Here is a 23738-nt window from a genome sequence, read left to right as displayed (position 1 = left end):
GCAGTATGTAGGATGTTCGGCATGGACGGGACGCGGCGTGGGTTTCTGGGTGTGGCGGCGCTGGGCGTCGGCGGCGCGATCGGGCTGTTCGGGTGGAGCGGGTTCGGATCCGCCGCGCCGAAGGGCAATTTCCCGTTCAAGCTGAGCGATGCGCAGTGGCGGGCGAAGCTGAGCCCCGCGGCCTACCGCGTGTTGCGGCAGGAGGGGACGGAGGTGCCGTTCAGCAGTCCGCTGAACAATGAGCATCGGCGCGGGACGTTCGTGTGTGCGGGGTGTGCGTTGCCGCTGTTTTCATCGACGACGAAGTTCGACAGCGGGACGGGGTGGCCGAGTTTCTGGGCACCGCTGAAGGGTGCGGTGGGGACGACGACCGACCGGACGCTGGGGATGAGCCGGACCGAGGTGCATTGCGCGCGGTGTGGCGGGCATCAGGGGCATGTGTTCGACGATGGGCCGAAGCCGACCGGGTTGCGCTACTGTATGAATGGGGTGGCTATGCGGTTCTTGGTGGGGAAGTGAGCCTCGTCACCGCGTAGGTTGTGCCCCGGCGAAGGCCGGGGCCTTGGTGCAAGTGTTTTACCTAGGCCCCGGCCTTCGCCGGGGAGCAACCAAGTTTGAGTATCCCCGCGGATGCGGGGATCCAGCTTCGTGTTTGGATGCAGCTTCTGGGGCTTAGCTGGACCCCCGCGTCCGCGGGGGAACAGTGGTTCTTTTAGTGGACGAAGCGGGCGACCACGTCGCGGTAGCTGCGGCTGACCTTCACCTGGGCGCCGGACCCCAATACGAGGAAGCATTCGCCGTTGGTGTGGGGTTTGACCTCCTTCACCAGGTCCAGGTTGACGATGGTGGAGCGGTGGACGCGCTGGAAGCGGCGCGGGTCGAGGCGCTTTTCGAGGTCCTTCATCGTTTCGCGCAGGATCAGCGTGTTGTCGCCGGTGTAGATGCACATATAGTCGCCGGCGGCGTCGATCCGCTCGATCGTGTCGACATCGACGCGGAAGATCTGGCCGCGGTCCTTGATGTTGATGAGCTTTTCGAAGCGGTTGGCGGCGGGGGCTTCGCTGCTATTGCCGTCGGTGATGGCGTCCATCGTGTCGGGTGCGACTTCGGCAAGCACTTCCTTCAGGCGGCCAGCTTCCTCCTGCCCGCGGCGGGCGGCGAGGCGCTGGCGGACGCGGTCGAGCGTGTCGGCGAGGCGGTCCGTTTCGACCGGTTTCATGAGATAGTCGACGGCGTCCGCCTCGAACGCGCGGAGGGCGTGGTCCATGTAGGCCGTGACGAAGACGAAGAGCGGCGGTTCGACTTCCATCAGGCCCTGGATGACGGAGAAGCCGTCGAAGCCGGGCATCTGGATGTCGAGGAAGACGAGGTCGGGCTTGTGCGTCTTGATGGCGCGGATCGCTTCGCGACCGTTGCTGCACGTTTCGATGATTTCGACGTCCTCATGCGGTTCGAGCCGCAGTTGCAGGCCCTGGATCGCCAGCGATTCGTCGTCGACGAGGATGGTGCGGATCGTCATGCGTGTTCCTTGGATAACTCAGGCCGGAAGGGGATTTCGATCAAGACGGCGAACCCTCCTTCCGGATTCGTTTGAATATCGAAGCGCTGGTCCGCGCCATAGGCTTGCGCCAGCCGGTCGCGTATGTTCGCCAGGCCGACGCCAGTGGATGAGGTGGTCCGCGGAACGCCCTCGTTCAACCCCGGCCCGGTATCGGACACCCGGATCTGGACCCGGCCGTTGGCGAGCCGCGCTTCGACCGAGATGTCCGCACCGTCCTCCTTCGGCGTCACCGCGTACTTGATCGCATTCTCGACGAGCGGCTGGAGCAGCAGCGAGGGGAGGTAGGCGCGGTCGGCGGGCGGATCGACGCGGAAGCTGGTGCGCAGCCGGTCCTCGAACCGCATCTTCTCGATCTCGAGATAGAGTTTCAGCGTCTCGATCTCCTGCGCCACGGTGACCTCGCCCGCGGGGTCGTTGACCAGCGTGTAGCGCATGAAGGAGGAGAGCCGCGACAGCATCGCGTTGGCGCGATCGGTCTGTTTCAGCAGGACAAGAGTCGAGATGGAATTCAATGTGTTGAACAGGAAATGCGGGTTGAGCTGGTAGCGCAGCATCGCGAGTTGCGAGGTGGCGGCCTGGCTTTCGAGCTTGGCCGCGCGATCGAGCTGCTGTTCGAGCAGCAGGTAGAAATTGATGCCGTAATAGAGCGCGGACCAGGCGACGAGCAGCGAGAAATCGAGAATGATCGCGCCGAAGAATTCCAGCCCCGAGGGCATCACGCCGGGGCGGTAAAATGTGGCGTGCGCCCACACCTCGATTGTCGAGAACACCGCCGACGCGATCAGCAGGATCGGGATCGAGACGCCCCAGGTGATGATCGGTTTCATCGTGATGAGGCGGCGGAAGATCGCGGCCATCAGCAGCGTGAGCGAGAAACCAGACGCGGTGGCGAGTGCCGTGGGCACGATGAACAGCAAGCCCATCGCGTTGGCGATGCCATTGAGCGAGCGGAGCAGGAAATAGCCGGTCCAGCCGGCAGACTGCAGGATCCAGAACGCGCGGTTCTTGTCATCGAAGAAGGGCCGGGCGCCGGGACGGAGGGATGCCATTGGGGCATGATAGAGGAAAGGGGGGCGGGGGAGAAGCTTTGTGGGATGTGCTCCCTCCACCCATCGGGGGGAGGGTTGGGGTGGGGGGATTTTCTGGGTGGTTCGCGGGTGGGGTTTGGTTAGCCCAAGCCACTGCCCCTCTCCCCGGCCCTCTCCCCGGAGGGGAGAGGGGGTTTGGTTATTCCTCGGTTCTTGGTTGTTTCTGGCCTAAGCCCCCCGCCGGGGAGTGCTTCAGCCGGCGAGGATAGCGTCCAGTTTGTCGAGGTAGCTGGGGCCGACCTGGACCTGGGTGCCGTCGGTGAGGATGAGGACGGCGGTGCGGCCGGAGCGGCCGATGCGGGCGACGCGGTCGGGGCGGACGAAGGCGGAGCGGTGGACGCGGACGAGCGCGGAGCCCGCGAGGCGGCGTTCGAGATCGGTCATGGTGATGCGCAGCATGTGGCTGCGGTCCGCGGCGTGGAGCAGGACATAGTCGCGCGCCGCCTCGATCCAGCCGATGTCGGCGATCGGCACGCGGCGCAGGCCGGTGCGGTCGGGGACCCAGAGATCCTGCATGGTGCCGACTGGTGCATCCGGGGCGATGGGGGGCGTGACCGGGGGGCGGCCGCTGCGGCGCTGGCGGACGCGGGCGATGGCGCGGGCGAGGCGGTCCGGATCGACCGGTTTGAGGAGATAGTCGACCGCGTCGACGTCGAACGCGGCGGGGGCGTGATGATCGTGCGCGGTGACGAAGACGAGGTCGGGGCGCGGGCCGTCGCCGAGCGCCGCGGCGACGCCGAGCCCGTCGAGGCCGGGCATCTGGATGTCGAGCAGGACGAGGTCGGGGCGGAGTGCCGCGATGCGGTCGACCGCGTCGATTCCGTCCGTCGCGCGGGCGACGACCACGACGTCGTCGATCCGCGACAGCATCGTTTCGAGCCGGTCAAGGGCGAGCGTTTCATCATCGACGATCAGGATGCGGAGCGCGGGCATGGCGCCGTTCTTGGCTTGTCGGAACGGGTTAGTCGAGCCGTCAAGGCATCAGGCGTCTGCCCAGCGGCGCAGGAGATTGTGGTAGAGGCCGGTCAGCCGGACGAGTTCGGCGTGGCCGGGATCGAGCGCGGTGCCGAGCGCCTGGATGCTCCGGTCGAGATCGAACAACATGGTGCGGGCGGGCGTGTCGCGGACCATCGACTGGATCCAGAAGAAGGCGGCGAGCCGCGTGCCGCGCGTGACCGGTTCCACGCGGTGGAGCGTGTTGGCCGGATAGAGCAGCATGTGGCCGGCGGGCAGTTTGATACGCTGGGGCGCGAGGCCGCCTTCAATCACCAGTTCGCCGCCGTCATAGTCGTCGGGGTCGGACAGGAAGAGCGTGGCGGACAGATCGGAGCGGATGCGGAAATCGCTGCCGCGGCGGATGCGGATTGCGGCGTCGACATGCGTGCCGAACGCCTCACCGCCGCTGTAGGCGTTGAAAAGCGGCGGGTAGACCTTGAGCGGGAGGGCGGCCGCGACGAACAAGGGCGATCGGCCGAGCGCGTCGAGGACCTGGCTGCCGAGTTCGGCCGCGACGGGCGAGTCCTCGGGCAGCTGGCGGTTGCGTTTCGCAAGCGCGGACTGTGCGCCGGAGGTGGCGTTGCCGTCGATCCAGTCGGCGGCAAGCAGGCGGGCGCGGAGGTCGGCGACTGCCGTCGGCGACAGGATATCGGGGATGGCGTGCATCATGCGGCCGGATCGAACAGCGGCGCGAGCGCGGCGCAGGCGGGCAGCGGGTGGGCGCGGAGCCAGGCGGCGGCCTGTGCGCGGAAGCGGGGGTTGCCGCCGGCGGCGCTGCGTTCGAGCCACGTTCGGGCGGTCGCGAGGTCGCCGGCGTCGATCAGCATGCGGGCGTGGTTGAACTGGCCGCGGAAATCGCCGCCGGCCGCGGCGACTGCGTAGCAGCGCGCGGCCTCGGTGAGGTCGACGGGGACGACCCAGCCGTCCTCGTGGAAGCTGCCGACGAAGTTCGCGGCCTTGGCATTGCCCATGTCGGCGGCGCGGCCGAACCAGGCGAGCGCGGCGGCGCGGTCCTGTGGTACGCCGTCGCCGAGTGCCAGTAGCGTGCCGTAATTGTACATGCCCCAGTCGAGCCCGCGTTGCGCGGCGGTGCGGTACCAGCGCGCGGCAAGCGGCTTGTCCACCGCGACGCCCCAGCCGAGATCGTAGCAGCGCCCGACCATGTTGATCGCGGGCAGATGATCCGCGCGGGCGGCGACGGTGAACCAACCGAACGCGGCGGCCGGGTCCGATGGCAGATCGCGGCCGTCGAGCAGCATCTGGCCGAGCACCATCTGCGCCTCCGCCACGCCGGCCAGCGCGGCGCGGCGGACGAGTGCGACGCGGTCCGGGCCGGCGAGTGCGGCGGTAAGGTCCGCGGGGGAGAGCGTGTCGAGGGCGGCGGCGGTCATCGGGCGGCGCTCAGTATTTCAGGCTGAGCGTGGCGAAGGCGGAGCGGCCGGGGGCGATGCCGGCATAGTGGGCGGTATAGACCTGGTTGAAATAGGTTTTGTCGGTTAGGTTCTGGACGTTGACCGCCAGTTCGATCGCGTTGCTGAACCGGTAGGCAGCGCGCGCGTCGAACCGCCAGTAGCCGGGGACCGAGCGGATCAGCGTCTTGGTCGCGGGGATCACGGTGACGACGCCGGCCGCGTCCTGGACCGCGCTGCGGTTGTCGGAATAGCCGCCGATCACGCGGCTGGTGTAGAAGCCGCCGCCGCCGATGCTGAACGCGGGGGTCGCCTGCCAGTTGGTCCAGAGCGTGGCGCTGTGCTTGGCGGTCTGCGGGAAGCGGCGGCCGGTGTTGACCGACACGACGCTGACGGTCTTGGCGGCCTGTGCCCCGACCGCGGCGGCGGTGAGCGTGGAGAAGCCGCCGTCGACGATCTGCGCATCGAGATAAGTGTAGCCGCCGGTGACCGTCCAGCCGGGCAGGATCGTGCCGTTCGCGCCCAGTTCGACGCCCTCGATCCGCCGTTCGCCGATGAAGGTGACGGTGCCGGCGTCGCTGGTGGCGCGGGCGTTCTTGGTCTCGGTGCGGAACGCGGCGGCGGTGAGCGAGAGCCGGTCGCCGAACAGATCGACCTTTGCGCCGACCTCGTAGGACTTGGTCTTTTCGACCTTCAGCGCGTCGAGCAGGAGCGTGGCGGCGGCGATCTGGTCCGCCGCGGTGCCCGCGGCGGCGGCGATGCCGTTCTGTTCGGCGCCCTCGCCAAGCAGGCTGTTCGGCGGCGTCGCGGCGGTGGCGAACGAGGCGTAGAGGCTGCTGTGCGCGGTCGGTTTGAAGACGAGGCCGACCTGGCCGTTGAGCAGTTCGTCGTCGCGGGTCAGGCGGTAGCGCGGGCCGGTCGACGTGGCGCCGAGGCCGGGTTGCGATTCGATGTGGAAGTCGTCGTAGCGCAGCCCGAGGTTTAGGATCAGCGCGTCGGTGAGCGTGATCGAGTCGAAGCCGTAGGCCGCGATGGTGCGGGCGTCGTTCTGCGTCCGGGTAATCGGCAGGCCCTTGGTGATCGCGGTCGGCACGCCGACGGCGGTGTCGGTGCTGTAGTTGACGAACGGGTCGTTCGGGTTGGGCGTGAAGGCGCTGGTGCAGGTGTAGCGTGCGACGCCGAGCGCGCTGCACCGCGGGCTGCCGTTGCGGCCGTCGGACAGGATGTAGGCGCCGCGGACGGCCTTTTCCCACGACACCTCGGTGCCGACCGCGAAGCTGTGCTTGATCGTGCCGGTAGAGAGCGTGCCGTACAGGTCGGTCTGGTTGATGATCGAGTCGGTCGAGCCGAAGCGCGTGTTGGCGCGGCGCCAGACCTGGCCGCCCGCGGTGGCGGGGCTGGCGGCGTTGGTGCCGTAGACATTGCCCTGGCTGTCGTCGGGCATGGTGAAGATGTAGCTTTGCGCGCTGTGGCTGAACCGCGACGAGTTGCGCAGCGTGATGCCACCGAAATCATGTTCGACGCGGAGCGTGGCCTGGTCGGTGGTGGCGTCGCGGAAATCGCGGTCTTTCAGCCCGTAATAGGTGTCGCGGTCGACCGTACCGGTGGTGCCGGCGATGGTGGTGATCGCGCCAACCGCGGGCTCGGAATAATGGGTGCCGAGTTTGGGCGTGTTGCCGATCGTGTAAAGGAACGGGATGCCGCTGTCGGGCAGCTCGTCGCTTTCGAGATGGTAGTAGCTGGCGGTCAGTCGGGTCGGCGTGCCGAGGCCGATGGTGATCGACGGCGCGACCCCCCAGCGCTTGCTGTAGATCGCGTCGCGGCCGGCGACGTCCTGATCGTGCCAGAGGCCGTTCAGCCGGACCGCGACGGTGTCGGACAACTGGTAGTTGAGGTCGGCGACGGTGCGCTTGTAGTCGGCGGTGCCGAAGCTCAGGTCCGCGGTGGCGAAGGTGCGCGCTTCGGGCAGTTTGGACACGATGTTGAGCGAGCCGCCGGCGGAACCGCGGCCGCCGAGCGTGCTGTCCGACCCGCGCACAACCTGGATCTGTTCGACCGCGAACACCTCGCGGTTCTGCGCGCCGATATCGCGGACGCCGTCGAGATAGGTCGAGCCCTGGCTGTCGAACCCGCGGATGAAGGGGCGATCGCCGATCGGGTTGCCGCCCTCCGCCGCGCCGAAGGTGATGCCGGGGACGGTGCGGAGTGCCTCGACCAGCGAGGCGGAGCCGGTTTCGCGGATCGTTTCCTTGTCGATCACGACGATCGAGCGCGGCGTGTCGATCAGGTCGGCGACCGCCTTGGGGGAGATGAGCTTGGGCTTTTCACGGACGCCGTTCACCAGGATGTCAGACGCACCGTCGTCCTTCGCGCCGTCCGTATCGGCGGCCCAGGCGGGGGCGGAGGCGATGAAGCCGACGCAGCCAAGCGCGAGGAACATGGCCGGGCGGATAGGCGCGGCGGTGGTGGCGACGTCGGACAAAGTTGCTTCTCCCCAGCCGGTTGGTTCCGGCTCCCGGGGAAGCTAATGCGACTGACTCGCAATCGAGTCAATCGCTATTGCGAATGAGAAGCGACTAGGCGTCATTCGATGACGGGAACGGCGGCTTTGGCGGCCTTGCGCTCGGCGCGTGCCTTGGCGAATTCCTCGCGCTGGCAGCCGATCATGCCGCCGGGGCCGGATGCGGAGCAGGTGCCGATCGTGCTGTTGTCGACCGCGCGGGCGGCGTCGACGCGCTTCTGCGCGGTCGGGGCGGCGTCGTTGCTCGATCGCAGCGTCTCGGGGATACGGAACCGCTCGGACTCGGGTGCGCGGACGCAGATGTTGGTCTGTTCGCCGTTGCTGACCGGGCATTTGTCGTTGCCGAAGATGGTGATGACGGTGCCGCGCGTCTGCGCCGCCGCGGGGGCGGCGATGCCGGCGAGGCCCGAGAGCAGCCCGGCGGCGAGGAGGAAGGATGCGCGCATGTCGTGTACCTCTGTTCTATCTTGGTCCGAACGCACGGGCGCACGGGGGGATGCGTCCGGTCAGATCCGCTTCGACGTGGCGATCGCAACGCGGCAGCCGAAGCGGATGAGCGCCGACATGACGGGGTAGCCGAATGCGTCCTCCGCCCCCTCCGCCAGCGCGATTTCGCGGTGCTCGACTTCCTCGGCCTGGAACTCCGCGACGATGGCGCCGAGTTCGGGGTCGGTGTCGCCGATCGCCTGGCGCTGGTCCTCGTAATGGATGTCGATTTCGGTTTCGACCGCGGCGGTGCAGGCCATGGCGGCCTTTGGACCGATAAGCGCGGTCGCGGCACCGAGCGCGAACCCGGCGACGTTCCAGATCGGGTGGAGCAAGGTGGGCCGGACGCCGCGATCGACGATCATCCGGTCGAAGATCGCGCGGTGGCGTTCCTCCTGCGCGGCCATGCGGGCGATCAGGCGCGAGGCGCGGCCGCGATCGCCCATGACGGCAAGCTGGCCGGCATAGATGCGCGTGGCGCCATATTCGCCGGCCTGATCGACGCGGACCATCGAATCATGCGCGGCGGGCGGCCGTTTGGGCGCCGCGGGAAGCGGCGTCGCGGTGGCGGGCGGGGCGGCGGGGATCAGCGTTGCTTCAGGCATAACACCCAGATGGCGATGGCGGCGGGAATGGAAAGGAGTGCGTTGAACCCGGCGAGCGAAATACCGCCGAGCGTCCACTGGGCCTGATCGCAGCGCACGATCGGCGCGGCGAGGATCTGCGCCATGATGTCGCCGCCGGCCGCACCGTTGGGCAGGCCGGTGCAGGTCGTGAAGCCTTCCCACCAGCGATATTCGACGCCGGCATGGAAGACGCCGATCGCGCCGGAGATGAAGATCGCGAGCGCGGCGAGGAGGACGAGCGGGCGGGTGGCTTTGCTGTCTCGGGTCGCGAAGGCTGTCAACGCGAGGGCGAGTGCGGCGTAGTGCGGCCAGCGTTGCCAGTGGCACATTTCGCAGGGGTAGAGGTGGCCGATGTACTGCGAGCCGAGCGCGCCGGTGAGGGCGATGGCTGGGACGAGGAGGGCCAGGGTGCGGGCTTGGCTTAGGGGGCGGGTGGGGGTCATGCGCTTGCACCACGTATCCCCGCGGATGCGGGGATCCAGATGGGCGTGATGCGTTGCGTGTGAAGTTCGGGCGTTGTCGTGTGCGACTTAGCTGGATCCCGGCATCCGCCGGGATACGGAGTTTTGTGGGACGGGCGTCGCGTTCCCCGGCGGAGGCCGGGGCCTAGGTGAAGCGGTGGCGTCAAGGCCCCGGCCTTCGCCGGGGAGCGATCCGGTGTTCGCCCAGAGGAGCGCCCCTGCGTCACTTCGCTGCGGTCCTCGTCGGACGGGCGGCCAGCGCCGCCGTCGCGGCGGGCGTGGCGAGGCGGGAGACGGTGCGGATGGCGTAGTCGAGCTGGAAGTCGGTGATGCCGGCTTTCTTCAACTGGTCCGCGGTCTGGGCGAAGCGCGGATCGGTCTTGCCGTCGTCTTCCAGGATCTTGTCGTCGACCTTGACCTCGTTGATCAGATGGCGGCGCAGATCGGCCTCGCGCAGGCGCGGGCGTTCCTTGAAATCGGCGTCGCTGATCTGCGGCACGAGGAGGTCGGGTTCGATCCCGCCCTCCTGCACCGAGCGGCCGGACGGGGTGAAGTAGCGCGCGGTGGTGAGGCGCAGCGCGGTGTCCTCCGACAGCGGAAGCAGTGTCTGGACCGACCCCTTGCCGAAGCTGCGTTCGCCCATGACGAGGGCGCGGTGCTGATCCTGCAGCGCGCCGGCGACGATCTCGGCCGCGGATGCGGAGCCGCTGTCGACCAGCACAACGATCGGCAGGCCGTGCGACAGGTCGCCGGGCTTGGCGTAATAGCGTTCGATGTCCGCCTTCTCACGGCCGCGCTGCGACACGATCTCGCCGCGTTCGAGGAAGGCGTCGGCGACCTCGATCGACTGGTCGAGCAGGCCGCCGGGGTTGGAGCGCAGATCGATGACATAGCCGAGCGGACGGCCGCCGACGGACTTGTCGATCGACACAAGCGCCGAACGCACCGCGTCGCCGGTCAGCCGGCTGAACGCATTGATGTTGATGATGCCGACGCGGTTGCGGACTTCCCACTTCACGGGCTTCACGGTTACGATCTCGCGCACCAGCGTGACGTCGAACGGCTTGTCGCGGCCGGGGCGGACGATGGTGAGGCGGACCTTGCTGCCGGGGGCGCCACGCATCTTGTCGACCGATTCGTCGAGCGTGCCGCCGTAGATCAGGTTGCCGTCGAGGTGCGTGATATAGTCGCCGGACTTGATCCCGGCGCGGAAGGCGGGTGAATCCTCGGTCGGGGACTGCACCTTCACGGCGCCGTCCTCCATCCCGACGGTGAGGCCAAGGCCGCCATATTCGCCGTCGGTCTGCGTCTTCATGTTCTGGAAATCGCGCGCGTCGAGATAGGAGCTGTGCGGATCGAGGCTGGCGAGCATGCCGTCGATCGCGCCCTTGATCAGCGTCTTGTCATCGACCTTGTCGACATATTCGGCGCGGACCCGTTCGAACACGTTCATGAACTGATCGAGTTCGCGGTAGGTCTGGACATCGGTCGCGGCCATGCCGGCGGTGACCGCGGGCACCAATGCCACGGCACCGACGAGGAGAAGAGGACGCAGCAGGGCCTTGGTCATGGAGTGACGGAGCTTTCGAACGGACGTTGCCGGGCAGGATACATGGTTGCCGTTAACAGAGATAGTCGCCGTTCGTAGCTGAACCATGGGTTGACGGGGTGGGGCGAATGGTCCCGCTCAGCCGGTCAGCAGCGGGGCGATGTCGACCGGGCGGCCGTCGTGGCGCAGTTCGACGGTGATCGACGGGCGGGTCGTGGCCGCGGTGCCGAGCGGACTGCCGGCGTCGACCGTCTGGCCGGCGATGACCGCGGTGCGGCCGAGGCCGGTGAGCAGCGTCGTCCAGCCGCCGCCATGATCGACTATGACGATCCGGCCATAGCCGCGGAACCCGCCGGCATAGGCGATCCGGCCTGCCCCGGGCGAGACGACCTGCGCCCTCGCGGCGGGGGACAGCGTGACGCCGCGCGCGCGGATGCCGGCGTCGGAGACCTCGCCCAAGCCGGTGAGCACGCGCCCGACGACGGGCAGCCGGTAGGGCGGCGGTCGGTCGGCCGCCAGGGGTTCGGGCACCGGCACGGCGACGAGGCCGGGGACAAGCGGGCGTGGGATCGGGCCGGGGAGGGCGGCAAGCCGGTCGCGGCGGGCGGCGCGGACGTCGATCTCCTCCATCAGCGTCATGATGTCGCGCGCTTCCTCGCCCAGTGCCAGCGCGCGGTCCTGTTCGGCCATGGCGGTGTCGACCAGGCTGGCGGAGCGGGCGAGGTGGCCGGCCTCCACCCGGGCGAGCGCGATGCGTTCGCGGGCGAGGCGGTCGCGACCAGCGACCAGCGCCGCGGCGGCGCGGTTGCCCTGGATGCGAAGCTGTTCGGTGCGGGCGAGTTCGGTGCGGACGAGGGCGGCGCGGGCGCGGATCGCGGGGACGCCGGCGGCGAGCAGCGCGCGGACGTGGACGACATCGTCGATCGAACCGGGCTGGACGAGGGCGAGGGCGGCGGGGCGGCGGGCGAGCGTCTGGAGCGCGGCGGCCATCCGGACAATCGGGGCCTGGACCGTCGCCAGTCTTGTGCGCTGACGGGCGCGGAGCGTGTCGACGAGCTGGATCCGGGCGCGGGCGGCGGCGATGTCGGCCTCCGCCGCCTGGATGCGTGCGGCGATGGCGGCGGCGGCGCGACGGGTGCGGGCGGCGGCTCCTTCGGCCTGGGTCGCCTCCCTTTCGTAACGCTGGGCGCGGGCGGTGGCGGCGCGGGCGTCGGCACGGGCCTGGGCGAGGGCTTTGCGTTCCTCAGCCACGGTCTGGGCGAGGAGGGGGGTTGCGGCCAGGAGCGCGGTGATGAGGAGGAGGGCGGGGCCCTTGGGGTGGCGGGTCACCTACGCCCCGGCCTGCGCCGGGGAACGGTCGGTGGTTCGGGCGGCGGGCATCAGCCTTCGCGGTGGTAGGGGTGGTTGGCGAGGATCGACATGGCGCGGAACAGCTGTTCCGCCAGCATCGCGCGGGCGAGCAAATGGGGCCAGGTGGCGCGGCCGAACGCGATGAGCAGGTCTGCCTCGGCACGCTGCGCATCGTCGAAACCGTCCGCCGCGCCGATCAGGAAGCGGCATTCGCGCGTGCCGTCGTCGCGCCAGCGGCCGAGCAGGTTGGCGAAGGCGAGCGAGCCGGTCTGGTCGCCCTTCTCATCCAGCATCACCAGCTTGGTCGCGGGCGCGCGGGGCGGCATGCGGCCGCCGGTGTCGGGCAGTTCGGTGACGCGCGTGGGCCCCGCGATGCGGCCGAGATAGCGATCGACCAGATCGGCCTCCGGCCCGCGACCGATCCGGCCGCGCGCGACAATGTGGAGGAGCAGGCGTCAGTCCTCGAACGGTTCGTGGACGGGACCCGCGACGGCCGGCGCATCGCCGAACGCCCACATCCGTTCGAGATTGTAGAAGGAGCGCACCTCCGGCCGGAACAGGTGGACGATGATGTCGCCCGCATCGAGCAGCACCCAGTCGGCGGTCGGCAGGCCCTCGATCCGCGCCGGGCGGCCGGTTTCGGCCTTGACGCGCTCGGCCAGCTTGGCGGCCATCGACGCGACCTGACGCGTCGAGCGGCCCGACGTCACGACCATATAGTCGGCGATCGTCGACTTGCCGCTGAGGGGGATCGAGACGGTCTCGATTGCCTGGTCATCCTCCAGCGAGGCAAGGATGATCCGGTGAAGCGCGTCGATCGACTCGTCCGGCGTACGGACGGGCGGGACACTCTTCGGGGCGGGGGATGCAGGCAAGAAACCTCCTAGACGTGGTGACGGGACACGATCATGCGATGCGTCACGGCATCGCGAACCTGGCGTCCGGCATGGACATCATGCCAAAGCGGTGCGGCCGTGCGGACGGCGGTTGCGGAACGGGGATCTGGGCGAAAGCGCAGCAGCACGAGCGCCGGGAAACTCCATTCCGTCCAACGATCCGCATGGCGTGCGCGTCGGACGAAACGCCGCAGCCAACCCATCGCCGGACCGGCTAGGGCGCCCGCGTCATACCCCGGACGCGCGATCACGGCAATGGGCAGGGTGCGGGCGATGCCACGCCAGTCGCGCCAGCGTTCGAACTGCGCCAGATTGTCCGCGCCCATCAGCCAGACGAAGCGGTGTTTCGGGTAACGCCCGACGAGCGCGCGGACGGTGTCGACGGTGTAGCGCGTGCCGAGATCCTGTTCGATCGCGGTCGGGCGGATGGGGGCGCGGCGGGCCTGGGCGCGAGCGGACTGCACACGGGCGACGAGCGGCGCCATGCCGGTGGCGGGCTTTAGCGGGTTGCCGGGGGAGACGAGCCACCAGACCTCGTCGAGCCCGAGCGCCGCCATCGCGAACAGGCTGATCGCGCGGTGCCCGCCATGCGCCGGGTTGAACGATCCGCCGAGGAGACCGATGCGTTTCAACGAGGTCGCCAGTCTTTGCGTGCGTGATGGACGCGCACGATACCAACGCCGTTCCGGGTCGATCGATAGACGAGGACATACGGTACGCCCGCCGGCGTCCATTTCCGGGCACCGCGCGATCCGAAGGGCGAGCCTGCCCCGGGCGAGTCCAGCAGGAAATCGGCAGCGAGCAACAACGCGTCCTGGACCCGGTCCGCATAGTCGGGGGCGATGTCGTTGTAGTGGTCAGCGACTTTGTCGAGGTCGCGCAGGGCCTGCTGCGACCAGCGGACTTCCCTCATTCAGCGGCGATACGATGACGACGACGATCCGCAAGCCGGTCGCGGACTTCTGCTTGGCTGAGCGTGGGTTCGTTTTCCAGCGAGTCGAGGCCGACCTGTACGTAGCGGTCGATCGCGGCATATTCCGCGATCAGGTCGGACACCGCGAGACGAAGAACCGTGCCGCGATCCATATCGTGCGCGGTGGCGTACCGATCGATCTCGGCAAGCGTCGCCTCGTCTACCTCGATGCCGATCTGCCTCATCTCGCCCATATGCGAACGATATACCCCGACTGGCCCTGCTTCAAGCGCGGACCTGGCCGGTGCCGTGGCCCACCCATTTGTAGGTGGTGAGGCCTTCCAGCGCGACGGGGCCGCGGGCGTGGAGGCGGCCGGTGGCGATGCCGATTTCGGCGCCCAGCCCGAATTGGCCGCCGTCGGCGAACTGGGTGGAGGCGTTGTGCAGGACGATCGCGGAGTCGACCGTGGCAAGGAAGCGTTCCGCGACCGCTTCGTCGGCGGTGACGATCGCGTCGGTGTGGCCCGAGCCGTGCGCGGCGATATGGGCGATCGCGGCGTCGGGGCCGTCAACGATCGCGACGGCGGCGATCGCGTCGAGATATTCGGTGGTCCAGTCGTCCGCCGTTGCCGGGGCGATGCGTGGGTCGAGGGCTTGCGCGCGGTCGTCGCCGCGGAGGGTGCAGCCAGCGTCGAGTAGGGCTGTCACCAGCGCGGCGGGTTCGGGGTAGGCGGCGTCGATCAGCAGCGTTTCCATCGCACCGCAGACGCCGGTGCGGCGGAGCTTCGCGTTGACGACGATCGCCCGCGCCATTGCTGGATCCGCGGCGGCGTGGACGTAGATGTGGTTGTTGCCATCGAGATGCGCGAGCACGGGGACGCGGGCGTCGGCCTGGACGCGGGCGACGAGCGCCTTGCCGCCGCGCGGGATGAGGACGTCGATCAGCCCGGCTGCGGCAAGCAATGCGCCGACCGCGGCGCGATCAGGCGTGGCGACGAGCTGGACCGCGTCGGCAGGGAGGTCCGCGCCGAGCAGCCCCGCGGTGAGCGCGCCCTGGAGTGCGGCATTGCTGGCGGTCGCCTCCGACCCACCGCGCAGGATGACGGCGTTGCCGGACATGATGCAGAGCGCGCCGGCATCGATCGTGACGTTGGGACGGCTTTCATAGACGATGCCGATGACGCCGAGCGGCACGCGGACGCGCGACAGGACGATCCCGTTGTCGGGGATGCGCGTGTCGATGACCTGGCCGACCGGATCGGGCAGCAGCGCGACGGCATGGAGCGCGTCGGCGATGGCGTCGAGCCGGGCGTCGTCGAGGCGGAGGCGGTCGAGCAAAGCGGGCGACAGGTCGGCGGCGGTGGCGCGGGCCATGTCGGTGGCGTTGGCGGCAAGGATCGCAACGGCGCGGTCGCGGAGCTGATCGGCGGCACCGCGGAGGGCTGCCGCCTTCTGCGCGGTAGGTGCGGCGGCCATAATGCGGGCGGCGGTGCGGGCGCGCCCGCCCATGTCGGCGATCAGGGCGGTGGCTTCGGCGGTATCCATCGCGGTGCGCTAGCAGGGGAGCGGGCTCATGCGAACCCGTGTCGACGGACCGTGCGGGATCGGGGACGGCAGACCCGTCAAGACCGGGATGCCACGGACCGTCCCGGCCGGGTGGGCTTCGTCGTTATCCCGGCCGCAGTTCGGTTTTTGTCGTCCGGTTCGGTCAGGTCTGCTGCGCAAACTTCGAGGTACGAGGGGCGGTCTGCAGTCGCATTCCGCCTCCGACGTTCAGAAGTTGAACGAGTCCCCGAACTCGCGTTCGTCGGGGCCAGTCTTGCGGAAGACGTACAACCTGGTCGGCGACGCCAGTCGTTCGTAGTTCGGCATGTTGGTGGTCACGAACGCAACGATCCGCTCGGTCGGGCATTCGTAGCCGCCCTCGTCGAAGATCAGGTAGCCGCCGACGCGCAAGAGCTTGTCGGCGAAGTAATAGTCGGTGAAGACCGCGTCGAACCGGTGATCGCCGTCGATGAACATCAGGTCCGCGGTCATTCCGGCGGAGTGCAGCATCGAGAGGGCAGTCGCGCTGCGGCTTCGAAGCAGCGTGAACCAGGGGGCCAGGCCGAGCCGGTTGATCGTCGTCAGGCCCTGATCCTGGAAGAACTGATCCTGGAACGGGTCGATGGCCATGTGGAACCCCGAACCGTTCGCCGCGATCGCCGACAGGAAGTGCATTGCCGAGGCAGCTTGGCACAAGCCAACCTCGATCGAGACGCGCGGTTTCAGCTCGCGGGTCAGATCATAGAGATATTTGCCGGTTTCGGCGTCGATCGCCCACTCCGGCCTGACATCCCCGACCGTGCCGTCCATCTGCGGCCGTACCGTCTCCCTGTAAAACAGCGCGACGCGCTGGGCATACTGATCTTCGCGGGAAAGTGCGGCGGGTTCAGACATAGTGCTCCGATCTCTGGACGTTTCGGCGATGGACGTCACCGAACTCCTTGGCAACGAAACGCGGGGGGCTCAAGCCCCCTGCGGTGCCGCGCCGCCGAAGCCGCCGGGGCGCTTGCTCTTCGGGATGGACGAGCCGCCCATGCCGATCGGGAGCGAGCGGCGCTTGGCAGGGTCGTCGCGCTCGATCGTTTCGCCGGCCAGGACGCGCTTGATCTCGTCGCCGCTGAGCGTCTCATATTCGAGCAGCGCATTGGCCAGACCGTGCAGTTGATCGACATGGTCGGACAGCAACTGCTTGGCGCGCTCGTAAGCGCCTTCGACGATCGCACGGATCTCGGTATCGATCAGCTTGGCGGTCTCGTTCGACATGCGGATCGGCTGACTGGACGAGTAGCCGAGGAACGTCTCGCCCTGCGGTTCGGCGTACTGGAGCGGGCCGAGCTTGTCGGACATACCCCAGCGCGTGACCATGTCGCGGGCCAGACCCGAGGCATATTCGATGTCGGACGACGCGCCGGACGACACCTTGTTGTAACCGAAGATCACTTCCTCCGCGACACGACCGCCCATTGCGACGGACAGGTTCGCGTACATCTTGTCGCGGTGATAGCTGTAGCTGTCGCGTTCTGGCAGGCGCATGACCATGCCGAGTGCGCGGCCGCGCGGTATGATCGTCGCCTTGTGGATTGGATCGGACGCGACCTCATGCAGCGCGACGACGGCGTGGCCGGCCTCGTGATAGGCGGTCATGCGCTTCTCGTCCTCGGTCATGACCATGGAGCGGCGTTCCGCGCCCATCATGACCTTGTCCTTGGCCGCTTCGAACTCGCTCATCGCGACAAGGCGCTTGCCGATGCGCGCCGCGAATAGCGCCGCCTCGTTCACCAGGTTCGCGAGATCGGCACCCGAGAAGCCGGGCGTGCCGCGCGCGATAGTGCGCGGATCGACGTCGGGGGCGAGCGGAACCTTCTTCATGTGGACGGCAAGGATCTTCTCGCGACCTTCGATGTCCGGGCGCGGCACGACGACCTGGCGATCGAAGCGGCCGGGACGCAGCAACGCGGGATCAAGCACGTCGGGGCGATTGGTCGCCGCGATGATGATGATGCCCTCGTTGGCCTCGAACCCGTCCATTTCGACGAGCAGCTGGTTGAGCGTCTGCTCGCGCTCGTCATTGCCGTTGCCGAGACCGGCGCCGCGATGACGACCGACGGCGTCGATTTCGTCGATGAAGACGATGCAGGGGGCGTTCTTCTTGGCCTGTTCGAACATGTCGCGGACGCGGCTGGCGCCGACGCCGACGAACATCTCAACGAAGTCCGAACCGGAGATGGTGAAGAACGGCACGCCGGCCTCACCCGCGATGGCGCGGGCGAGCAGCGTCTTGCCGGTACCGGGCGAGCCGACGAGCAGCGCGCCCTTCGGAATCTTACCGCCGAGGCGGGCGAACTTGGTGGGGTCTTTGAGGAAATCGACGATCTCCTCCAGTTCTTCGCGTGCCTCGTCGATGCCGGCGACGTCGCTGAACGTGACCTTGCCCTGCTTTTCGGAGAGCAGCTTGGCCTTCGACTTGCCGAAGCCCATCGCGCCGGAGCCGGCGTTCTTCTGCATCTGGCGCATCACGAAGAAGGCGATGCCGAGGATGAGGAGGAAGGGAAGCGACTGATAAATCAGGAGCATCCAGATGCTGGCCTGTTCCTCCGGCTTAGCGCGGAAGATGACGTTCTTGTTCTGGAGGCGCTGGACCAGAGTGGGGTCGGTCGGGGCGTAGGTGCGGAACGCGGTACCGTTGGTCGTCTGGCCGGTGATCTGCTCACCGGCGATCTCGACCGAACGAACGGTACCCTCGTCGACGCGGCCGAGGAATTCCGAGTAGGCGATGTTCTCGCCCGCCGGACCGCGCGACACGCCGTCGAACACCGATACGAACAACACCAGGGCCAGCAAGATGCCAGCCCAGATGCCGATGCTCTTCACCCAGGGATTTCCCTGTGGCCGCGGTTCCTTGTCGTCGTTCATGCCCACTCCGATCCTGTCCGATCAAGATAGGCACATGCACGTTAATGGCAATGGAACAGCATCGATCAAAGCGGGTTGCGGACCGGCCGTCTGGGGGGGGCAGGGCGAAATGTCCAACCGTCGGGCGTCGCGTGCGCGATTGTGGTGCCGAGCATGGCGGTTTCGCCGGCGTCGAGGCTGGCGATCAGGCGGTCGAGCGCGTCGCCGCGGGGCGGGGGGCCGGGTTCGAGACAGCGCAGGACGAGTCGGCGGCGGAGTTCGTGCGGCAGGTCGGTGGGGTCGAGCAGTCGTTCGTTGGGCGCGAGGAGGCGGATGCGGGTGGCGGCCTCGCGGTCGGCGGCCCAGGCGAGCGCGGTTTCGGCTGCGGTCAGGTGGGCAGCGGTCGCGGCGAGGCGTGCGGGGTTTAGCCATGGCGTCGCCGCCAGGAGCGCGCGGGCGCGGGTGCGGTCGTGGCGGAGGTCGTGGTTGGAAGGGTCTGCGACGGGGTCAAGTCCGGCCGCGGCGACAATGGCGATGAGGTCGGACTTGGGCGTGTCGAGGAGCGGGCGGACCAGCGTGACGGGGGAGCCGGGGAGGAGCGGGCGGGTGGCGCGGACGCCGGTGAGGCCGGTGAGGCCGGCGCCGCGGGCGAGGCGGAGGAGGAGCGTTTCGGCCTGGTCGTCGCGGTGGTGCGCGGTGAGGAGGTACGGGCTGGCGTTGGCCTGGCAGTGGGCGTCGAGCAGGCGGTAGCGGTGCGCGCGGGCGGCGGCCTGGAGGCCTTGGTGAGGGTCTGGGTGCCAGGCTTCTGTCAGGGTGGCGTGCGGGATTTCTTGGGCAGCACAAATTCTTCCGACCTCGGCCGCCTCATGGGCTGACTCAGCGCGGAGGGCGTGGTCGACTGTGGCGGCCTGGATGTGGCCGGGGCGGGCGGTTTGGGCGAGGAGGAGGAGGGCCAGGCTGTCGGGGCCGCCGGAGACCGCGATGGTGAGCATGGCGGTTTCGTTGGGGATGAGGGCGTTGAGGGTTTGGGTGAAGTGATCGAGGGTGTTTGGCATGAGCGTGGACCCTTCCCCTCTATCGCACCTAGAAACGCCCCTCTCCCCAGCCCTCTCCCCGGAGGGGAGAGGGGGTTTGGTCGTTTGTGTGACGGCGTTGCGCTTAGCTTGCGGACGCTTTGCATTTGGCGTCGGTGCGGGCTTTGGCGACGCGGTCTTTCAGGGCCTGATTGATGGTTTCGCCATATTCGCGGGTGAGCGCGTCATAGGCTTCGCAGGCCTTGGGCAGGTTGGGCTTGTCGAGCTTGGTCAGCGCCTGGCCGAGATAATAGAGGCTGTCGGGGGCACGTTCGCCGCGGGGGTTCTTGGTGTAGTTGGCGTGGAACGCGACCGCGGCGGCGGCGGGTTTGCCGTCGTCGAGATAGGTGCGGCCGAGCAGGTTCTGCGCGTAGCTGGCGCGGCGCGACTGCGGGTATTTGGCGACGAATGCCTTGAGTGCCGGTTCGGCGCCGGCAAAGTCCTTCTGTTCCCACAGGCGGTAGCCGGCGAGATAGGCTTTCTCCTCCGCATCGGTGCCGGTGGCCGCGGCCGGGCGGGCCTCGCTCGGTTTCGGGGCGGGAGCGGCGGGGGCGTCGTCCTCGATCCCGTCGTCGGCGGCCGGACGCGACGGCGGGCGGGTGGGCGTCGTATCAACCGGCGCGGCCGCCGCCGGGCCGCCGCGTTCGAGCGTGTCGAGCCGCGTACCGGTTTCGGTCTTGAGCCGGGCAAGCTGGTCCTCGACCTGTTTCAGGCGGAAGCCGTTTTGTTCGACCTGGCCGGTCATGCGCGCCAGTTCCTGTTCCATCGAGGAGACCCGGGCGGTGAGATCGGCGATCGGCGCAGACGCGTTGCCGGACTGGACCGGCGCAGTGGGCGCGGTGATCTCGGGCTCGAAATAGCCGGACTGGCCCGCGGCACCGCCGGGGAACACCTTGCGCTGCACCGCGCGCATTTCCTTTTCTAGCCGATCGACCCGCGCGGTGACGGGGGCGTTCGTCTGCGCCAGGGCAGGGGTGGCGACGCCGGCGAGCAGCGAGAGGATCAGCAGGAAACGCATCGAAAAAGCTCTCCCGAGCAGGGGGGCACCGGTCATGTCGGCATGCTTAACCGGTGATAGCTGTCGGCAGGGTTAAGCGCCAGAGCCGGCCGCGGAAGCCGTGTTGCCCGACTGCGGGACCAGCGGGGTGATGGTCTGCGGCACCAGGTCGGCGGGGGCCGTGCCGGCGGGGCGACTGAGCAGCGCGGTGGCGGTCAGTGGCTGATCGACCAGAAGGCGGTCGGGTTCGCCGAGGGCCGCGACCTGCGTATCGCCGACGCGGATGGCAAGCGCCTGCGGCCGGCTGGTGCGGAGGCGCGGGTCGGCGGCGGTGGGCGGGACCTGGAACGTCTCGCCCGCGGCCATTTCGCGTTCGAACAGCTTGGGGCCGCTCTTTTCGTAAACGCTGATCCAGACGGGGGCGGTGGCGGTCAGCGTGACCGGGCCGGTCGGCGCGGCGGTCTGCGCCGGGGCAGCCGCGGTTTCGGTTGGCGTGCCGAGCGGGGCGTCGGATGCGGTGGCCGCGATGCCGGCGTCGCTGCTCTGCCCCGAACGCCACAGGCCGTAGCCCGCGGCGATCGCGACGGCGATCAGCAGCGCGATGATCGCGAGCCATTTGGGCGGCACGCGGGCGGGATCGGCCGGTTCATAGGGTTCCGGCATCTGCGGACGTGTCGACGGCGCGGCGTTCAGGTGAACGCGGTAGGCCACGGCCGCCATTTCGGGATCGATCGACACCATGCGCGCATAGCTGCGCACGAAACCGAGCGTGTAGGGAACCGCGGGCAGGCCTTGCGTGCCGTCCGCCTCGATCGTTTCGAGATGGCGGCGGGGAATGCGGGTGGACGCGGCGATATCGTCGAGCGAAAGCCCGTTGGCCACGCGCGCGGCGGCCAGTCGTTCGCCGATCCGCCCCGATGGTGCGTCGATCTTGCCGGTGACGCTCTCTTCCATGCCAACTCCCGAAAGCCCGTTTCTGTACTGAAATTCCCCCGCGTCTTGTCGTCGCAGCGGCGGCATTAAGTCAAATCGCCATCGTTCGATTCACCCGATGGCAACTTCGTTCCGTAGCGCCCAGTCACGGATCGCGGCGCGCAGGTCCGGCGGCGGTTGCGCCAGCCACCCCGACATGCACGCGCGCAACGCCGCGGCGTCGAGCGTGCGGATCATCGCCTTGACCGGTCCGATCGCCGCGGGGGTGATCGACAGCCGTTCGATGCCGAGCCCGATCAGCGCCATCGCCTCCAGCGTGCGGCCGCCCATTTCGCCGCAGACCGCGATCGGTACGGAGGCCGCGTTGCATTCGCGCGCGACGCGGGCGAGGAACCGCAGGATCGCGGGGCTGAGCCAGTCGTAGCGTTCGGCGAGCTTCGGATTGGCGCGGTCGGCGGCGAACAGGAACTGCGTCAGGTCGTTGGTGCCGACCGACAGGAAATCGAGCTGCGGCAGAAGCAGGTCGAGCACCTCCGCCAACGCGGGAACCTCCAGCATCGTGCCGTAGCGGATCAGCGTGGGGAGCGGGCGGCCGCGGCCCTGCACCCAGGCGCGCTGCCGTTCGAACAGCGCGTGGGCGGCGGTGAACTCCCACGGTTCCGAGATCATCGGGAACATGACGTTGAGCGTGCGGCCGGCGGCGGCCTCGATCAGCGCGCGGGCCTGCACCTTCATCAGCGCGTCGCGTTCCAGCGCGAGCCGGATCGCGCGCCAGCCCATGGCGGGGTTCTCCTCGTTCTCCGAGGCGTGGGTGAGGTAGGGGAGCGCCTTGTCGCCGCCGATATCGACCGTGCGGAAGATGACGGGGCGGTCGCCGGCGCGGTCGAGGACCTCCTTGTAGAGCCGCTGCTGACGATCGCGTTGCGGGAGGGTGGCGGAGACGAGGAACTGGAATTCGGTGCGGAACAGGCCGATGCCGTCCGCGCCCGTGACGTCGAGCGCGGCGACATCGTCGGCGAGGCCGGCATTGACCATCAGCGCGATGCGGCGGCCGTCGGTGGTGATGGCGGGCAGATCGCGCATCGCGGCGAATTCGGCACGGCGCTTCTGGGTGATGAGCAACCGGCCCTCGAACGCTTCCTCCATCGCCGCGGTGGGCCGGACGATGACCTCGTCTTCCTCGGCATCGAGCAGCAATTCGTCGCCTTCGGAGATCGTCGTGCGGATATCGGCGACGCGGCCGAGCACGGGGACGCCCATCGCGCGCGCGACGATGATGACGTGCGCGGTGAGCGAGCCCTCGTCCAGCACGACGCCCTTCAGCCGACGGCGATCATATTCGAGCAGTTCGGCAGGGCCGAGATTGCGCGCGATCAGGATCGAATCGCGCCGCAGGCCGACCTGTGCCGCGGTGCCGAGCTGGCCCGAGACGATGCGGAGCAGGCGGTTGGAGAGATCCTCCAGATCGTGCATCCGGTCCGCCAGCAACGGATCGCTGATCGACCGCATCCGCGTGCGGGTGCGTTGCTGGACGCGCTCGATCGCGGCCTCCGCGGTCAGACCGCTGTCGATCGCCTCGTTGATCCGGCGGCTCCAGCCCTCGTCATAGGCGAACATCCGGTAGGTATCGAGGACGTCCTGATGCTCGCCCGCCACGCCGAATTCGGCCTGGCTCATCATGCGGTCGATCTGTTCGCGCATCTGGCGGAACGCGGAATAGACGCGGTGGCGCTCGGCCTCGGTATCCTCCGCGATGCTGTGTTCGATCACGACGCGCGGCTGGTGGAAGACGGCGTGGCCGCGGCCCATGCCGGACACGAGCTTCAACCCGGTGAGGCGGACGGGCCCGACCTCGCGTGCGCCGCGGCCGGCGGCGGCATGTTCGTCGATCAGGCCCGCGCCGGCGATGAGTTCGGCGAGCACCATGGCGACGGTCTGGAGAGCCTCGATCTCGACGTCGTCGTAGCGCCGCGACGCCTCATGCTGGACGCAGAGCACGCCGACGGCGCGTTCGCGGCGTACGATCGGGACGCCGGCGAAGCTGTGGTAGAGTTCCTCGCCGGTTTCGGGCTTGTAGGCGAAGTCGGGATGGCTGGTTGCCTCGTCCAGGTTGAGCGTTTCGACCTGGTCGGCGATCGTGCCGACGAGCCCTTCGCCGAGCGCCAGCTTCGTCACATGGACGGCATCCTGGTTCAGCCCGCGGGTGGCGAACAGTTCGAGCGCGCCGTCGCGCAGCAGATAGATCGAGCAGACCTCGCTCGTCAGCGCCTCGCCGATGATGTTGACGACCCGGTTGAGTTTCGCCTGCGCATTGGTGCGCGCCGCCATCACATCATGCAGCCGCGTCAGGATCTCACGGGCGGCGGAGGTGGCGGCGGTGGGCGTCATTGCTGTGTGCTATCAGAATAGTGACGAGGGGGCAGCTTCGTTTTGTGTCGTTGG

The 23738-nt window shown here is 68.5% G+C and carries 24 protein-coding genes; 1 reads left to right on the top strand and 23 read right to left on the bottom strand.

Going from position 1 to position 23738, the window contains the following annotated elements; genetic code table 11:
- The first annotated feature begins 21 nt into the window (after positions 1–21).
- Entirely contained in the window at positions 22–519 is a 498-nt protein-coding gene (msrB, locus tag ACFSGX_RS16305) for a peptide-methionine (R)-S-oxide reductase MsrB (RefSeq protein WP_380931373.1), read from the top strand.
- 193 nt (positions 520–712) lie between these two features.
- Here msrB and ACFSGX_RS16300 read toward each other — a convergent pair whose 3' ends face one another.
- From ACFSGX_RS16300 to ptsP, 23 genes are all read right to left on the bottom strand, one after another.
- Positions 713–1519 carry a LytR/AlgR family response regulator transcription factor gene (locus ACFSGX_RS16300; protein ID WP_380931372.1) on the bottom strand — a complete coding sequence of 269 codons (807 nt, stop codon included), beginning with the start codon at positions 1517–1519 and terminating at the stop codon, positions 713–715.
- Positions 1516–2610: a sensor histidine kinase gene (locus tag ACFSGX_RS16295; RefSeq protein WP_380931371.1), complete on the bottom strand. Its 1095-nt coding sequence runs from the start codon at positions 2608–2610 to the stop codon at positions 1516–1518. The genes ACFSGX_RS16300 and ACFSGX_RS16295 overlap by 4 nt, the downstream gene beginning before the upstream one ends.
- Positions 2611–2841: 231 nt before the next feature.
- Positions 2842–3582 carry a LytR/AlgR family response regulator transcription factor gene (locus tag ACFSGX_RS16290; RefSeq protein ID WP_380931370.1) on the bottom strand — a complete coding sequence of 247 codons (741 nt, stop codon included), beginning with the start codon at positions 3580–3582 and terminating at the stop codon, positions 2842–2844.
- A 48-nt stretch (positions 3583–3630) separates the two neighbouring features.
- Positions 3631–4314 carry a Fe2+-dependent dioxygenase gene (locus tag ACFSGX_RS16285; protein WP_380931369.1) on the bottom strand — a complete coding sequence of 228 codons (684 nt, stop codon included), beginning with the start codon at positions 4312–4314 and terminating at the stop codon, positions 3631–3633.
- Positions 4311–5036, bottom strand: a complete 726-nt coding sequence (locus tag ACFSGX_RS16280) for a tetratricopeptide repeat protein (protein WP_380931368.1) — start codon at positions 5034–5036, stop codon at positions 4311–4313. The genes ACFSGX_RS16285 and ACFSGX_RS16280 overlap by 4 nt, the downstream gene beginning before the upstream one ends.
- 10 nt (positions 5037–5046) lie before the next feature.
- Entirely contained in the window at positions 5047–7536 is a 2490-nt protein-coding gene (locus ACFSGX_RS16275; protein WP_417774586.1) for a TonB-dependent receptor, read from the bottom strand.
- A 101-nt stretch (positions 7537–7637) separates the two neighbouring features.
- Positions 7638–8021, bottom strand: coding sequence for a hypothetical protein (locus tag ACFSGX_RS16270; protein ID WP_380931367.1), 384 nt, complete (start codon positions 8019–8021; stop codon positions 7638–7640).
- A gap of 60 nt (positions 8022–8081) precedes the next feature.
- Entirely contained in the window at positions 8082–8573 is a 492-nt protein-coding gene (locus tag ACFSGX_RS16265) for a demethoxyubiquinone hydroxylase family protein (RefSeq protein ID WP_229673959.1), read from the bottom strand.
- A gap of 74 nt (positions 8574–8647) precedes the next feature.
- Positions 8648–9130: a disulfide bond formation protein B gene (locus tag ACFSGX_RS16260; RefSeq protein ID WP_380931366.1), complete on the bottom strand. Its 483-nt coding sequence runs from the start codon at positions 9128–9130 to the stop codon at positions 8648–8650.
- Between the two features lie 241 nt (positions 9131–9371).
- Entirely contained in the window at positions 9372–10718 is a 1347-nt protein-coding gene (locus tag ACFSGX_RS16255) for a S41 family peptidase (protein ID WP_380931365.1), read from the bottom strand.
- A gap of 117 nt (positions 10719–10835) precedes the next feature.
- Entirely contained in the window at positions 10836–12026 is a 1191-nt protein-coding gene (locus ACFSGX_RS16250; RefSeq protein ID WP_380931364.1) for a murein hydrolase activator EnvC family protein, read from the bottom strand.
- A 50-nt stretch (positions 12027–12076) separates the two neighbouring features.
- The gene (locus ACFSGX_RS16245; RefSeq protein ID WP_380931626.1) at positions 12077–12499 is read right to left on the bottom strand and encodes a 23S rRNA (pseudouridine(1915)-N(3))-methyltransferase RlmH; all 423 of its coding nucleotides are present in this window, start codon (positions 12497–12499) and stop codon (positions 12077–12079) included.
- 3 nt (positions 12500–12502) lie between these two features.
- Positions 12503–12922, bottom strand: coding sequence for a ribosome silencing factor (gene rsfS / locus ACFSGX_RS16240; RefSeq protein ID WP_380931363.1), 420 nt, complete (start codon positions 12920–12922; stop codon positions 12503–12505).
- Positions 12923–12930: 8 nt separating this feature from the next.
- Positions 12931–13575 carry a nicotinate-nucleotide adenylyltransferase gene (locus ACFSGX_RS16235; protein ID WP_380931362.1) on the bottom strand — a complete coding sequence of 215 codons (645 nt, stop codon included), beginning with the start codon at positions 13573–13575 and terminating at the stop codon, positions 12931–12933.
- Positions 13572–13856 (bottom strand): type II toxin-antitoxin system RelE/ParE family toxin, encoded by a 285-nt coding sequence (locus ACFSGX_RS16230; RefSeq protein ID WP_380931361.1) that lies wholly within the window; start codon positions 13854–13856, stop codon positions 13572–13574. The genes ACFSGX_RS16235 and ACFSGX_RS16230 overlap by 4 nt, the downstream gene beginning before the upstream one ends.
- Positions 13853–14101, bottom strand: a complete 249-nt coding sequence (locus ACFSGX_RS16225; RefSeq protein WP_380931360.1) for a hypothetical protein — start codon at positions 14099–14101, stop codon at positions 13853–13855. Before ACFSGX_RS16225 ends, ACFSGX_RS16230 begins: the two co-directional genes overlap by 4 nt.
- 40 nt (positions 14102–14141) lie before the next feature.
- Positions 14142–15401: a glutamate-5-semialdehyde dehydrogenase gene (locus ACFSGX_RS16220; RefSeq protein WP_380931359.1), complete on the bottom strand. Its 1260-nt coding sequence runs from the start codon at positions 15399–15401 to the stop codon at positions 14142–14144.
- A 228-nt stretch (positions 15402–15629) separates the two neighbouring features.
- Positions 15630–16334 (bottom strand): class I SAM-dependent methyltransferase, encoded by a 705-nt coding sequence (locus ACFSGX_RS16215; protein WP_380931358.1) that lies wholly within the window; start codon positions 16332–16334, stop codon positions 15630–15632.
- A gap of 30 nt (positions 16335–16364) precedes the next feature.
- Positions 16365–18314, bottom strand: a complete 1950-nt coding sequence (gene ftsH / locus ACFSGX_RS16210) for an ATP-dependent zinc metalloprotease FtsH (RefSeq protein WP_380931357.1) — start codon at positions 18312–18314, stop codon at positions 16365–16367.
- Positions 18315–18379: 65 nt separating this feature from the next.
- Positions 18380–19348 carry a tRNA lysidine(34) synthetase TilS gene (gene tilS, locus ACFSGX_RS16205; protein WP_380931356.1) on the bottom strand — a complete coding sequence of 323 codons (969 nt, stop codon included), beginning with the start codon at positions 19346–19348 and terminating at the stop codon, positions 18380–18382.
- A 103-nt stretch (positions 19349–19451) separates the two neighbouring features.
- Positions 19452–20420, bottom strand: coding sequence for a tetratricopeptide repeat protein (locus ACFSGX_RS16200; protein ID WP_380931355.1), 969 nt, complete (start codon positions 20418–20420; stop codon positions 19452–19454).
- A 36-nt stretch (positions 20421–20456) separates the two neighbouring features.
- Positions 20457–21317, bottom strand: a complete 861-nt coding sequence (locus ACFSGX_RS16195; RefSeq protein WP_380931354.1) for a helix-turn-helix domain-containing protein — start codon at positions 21315–21317, stop codon at positions 20457–20459.
- A gap of 90 nt (positions 21318–21407) precedes the next feature.
- Positions 21408–23684 carry a phosphoenolpyruvate--protein phosphotransferase gene (ptsP, locus tag ACFSGX_RS16190; RefSeq protein WP_380931353.1) on the bottom strand — a complete coding sequence of 759 codons (2277 nt, stop codon included), beginning with the start codon at positions 23682–23684 and terminating at the stop codon, positions 21408–21410.
- Positions 23685–23738 lie beyond the last annotated feature (54 nt).

The sequence above is a fragment of the Sphingomonas arantia genome, from assembly GCF_042682045.1.
GTDB lineage: Bacteria > Pseudomonadota > Alphaproteobacteria > Sphingomonadales > Sphingomonadaceae > Sphingomonas_R > Sphingomonas_R arantia.
Note: the sequence above shows the minus strand (reverse complement) of the source record. Positions and strands in the feature narration are given on the sequence as shown.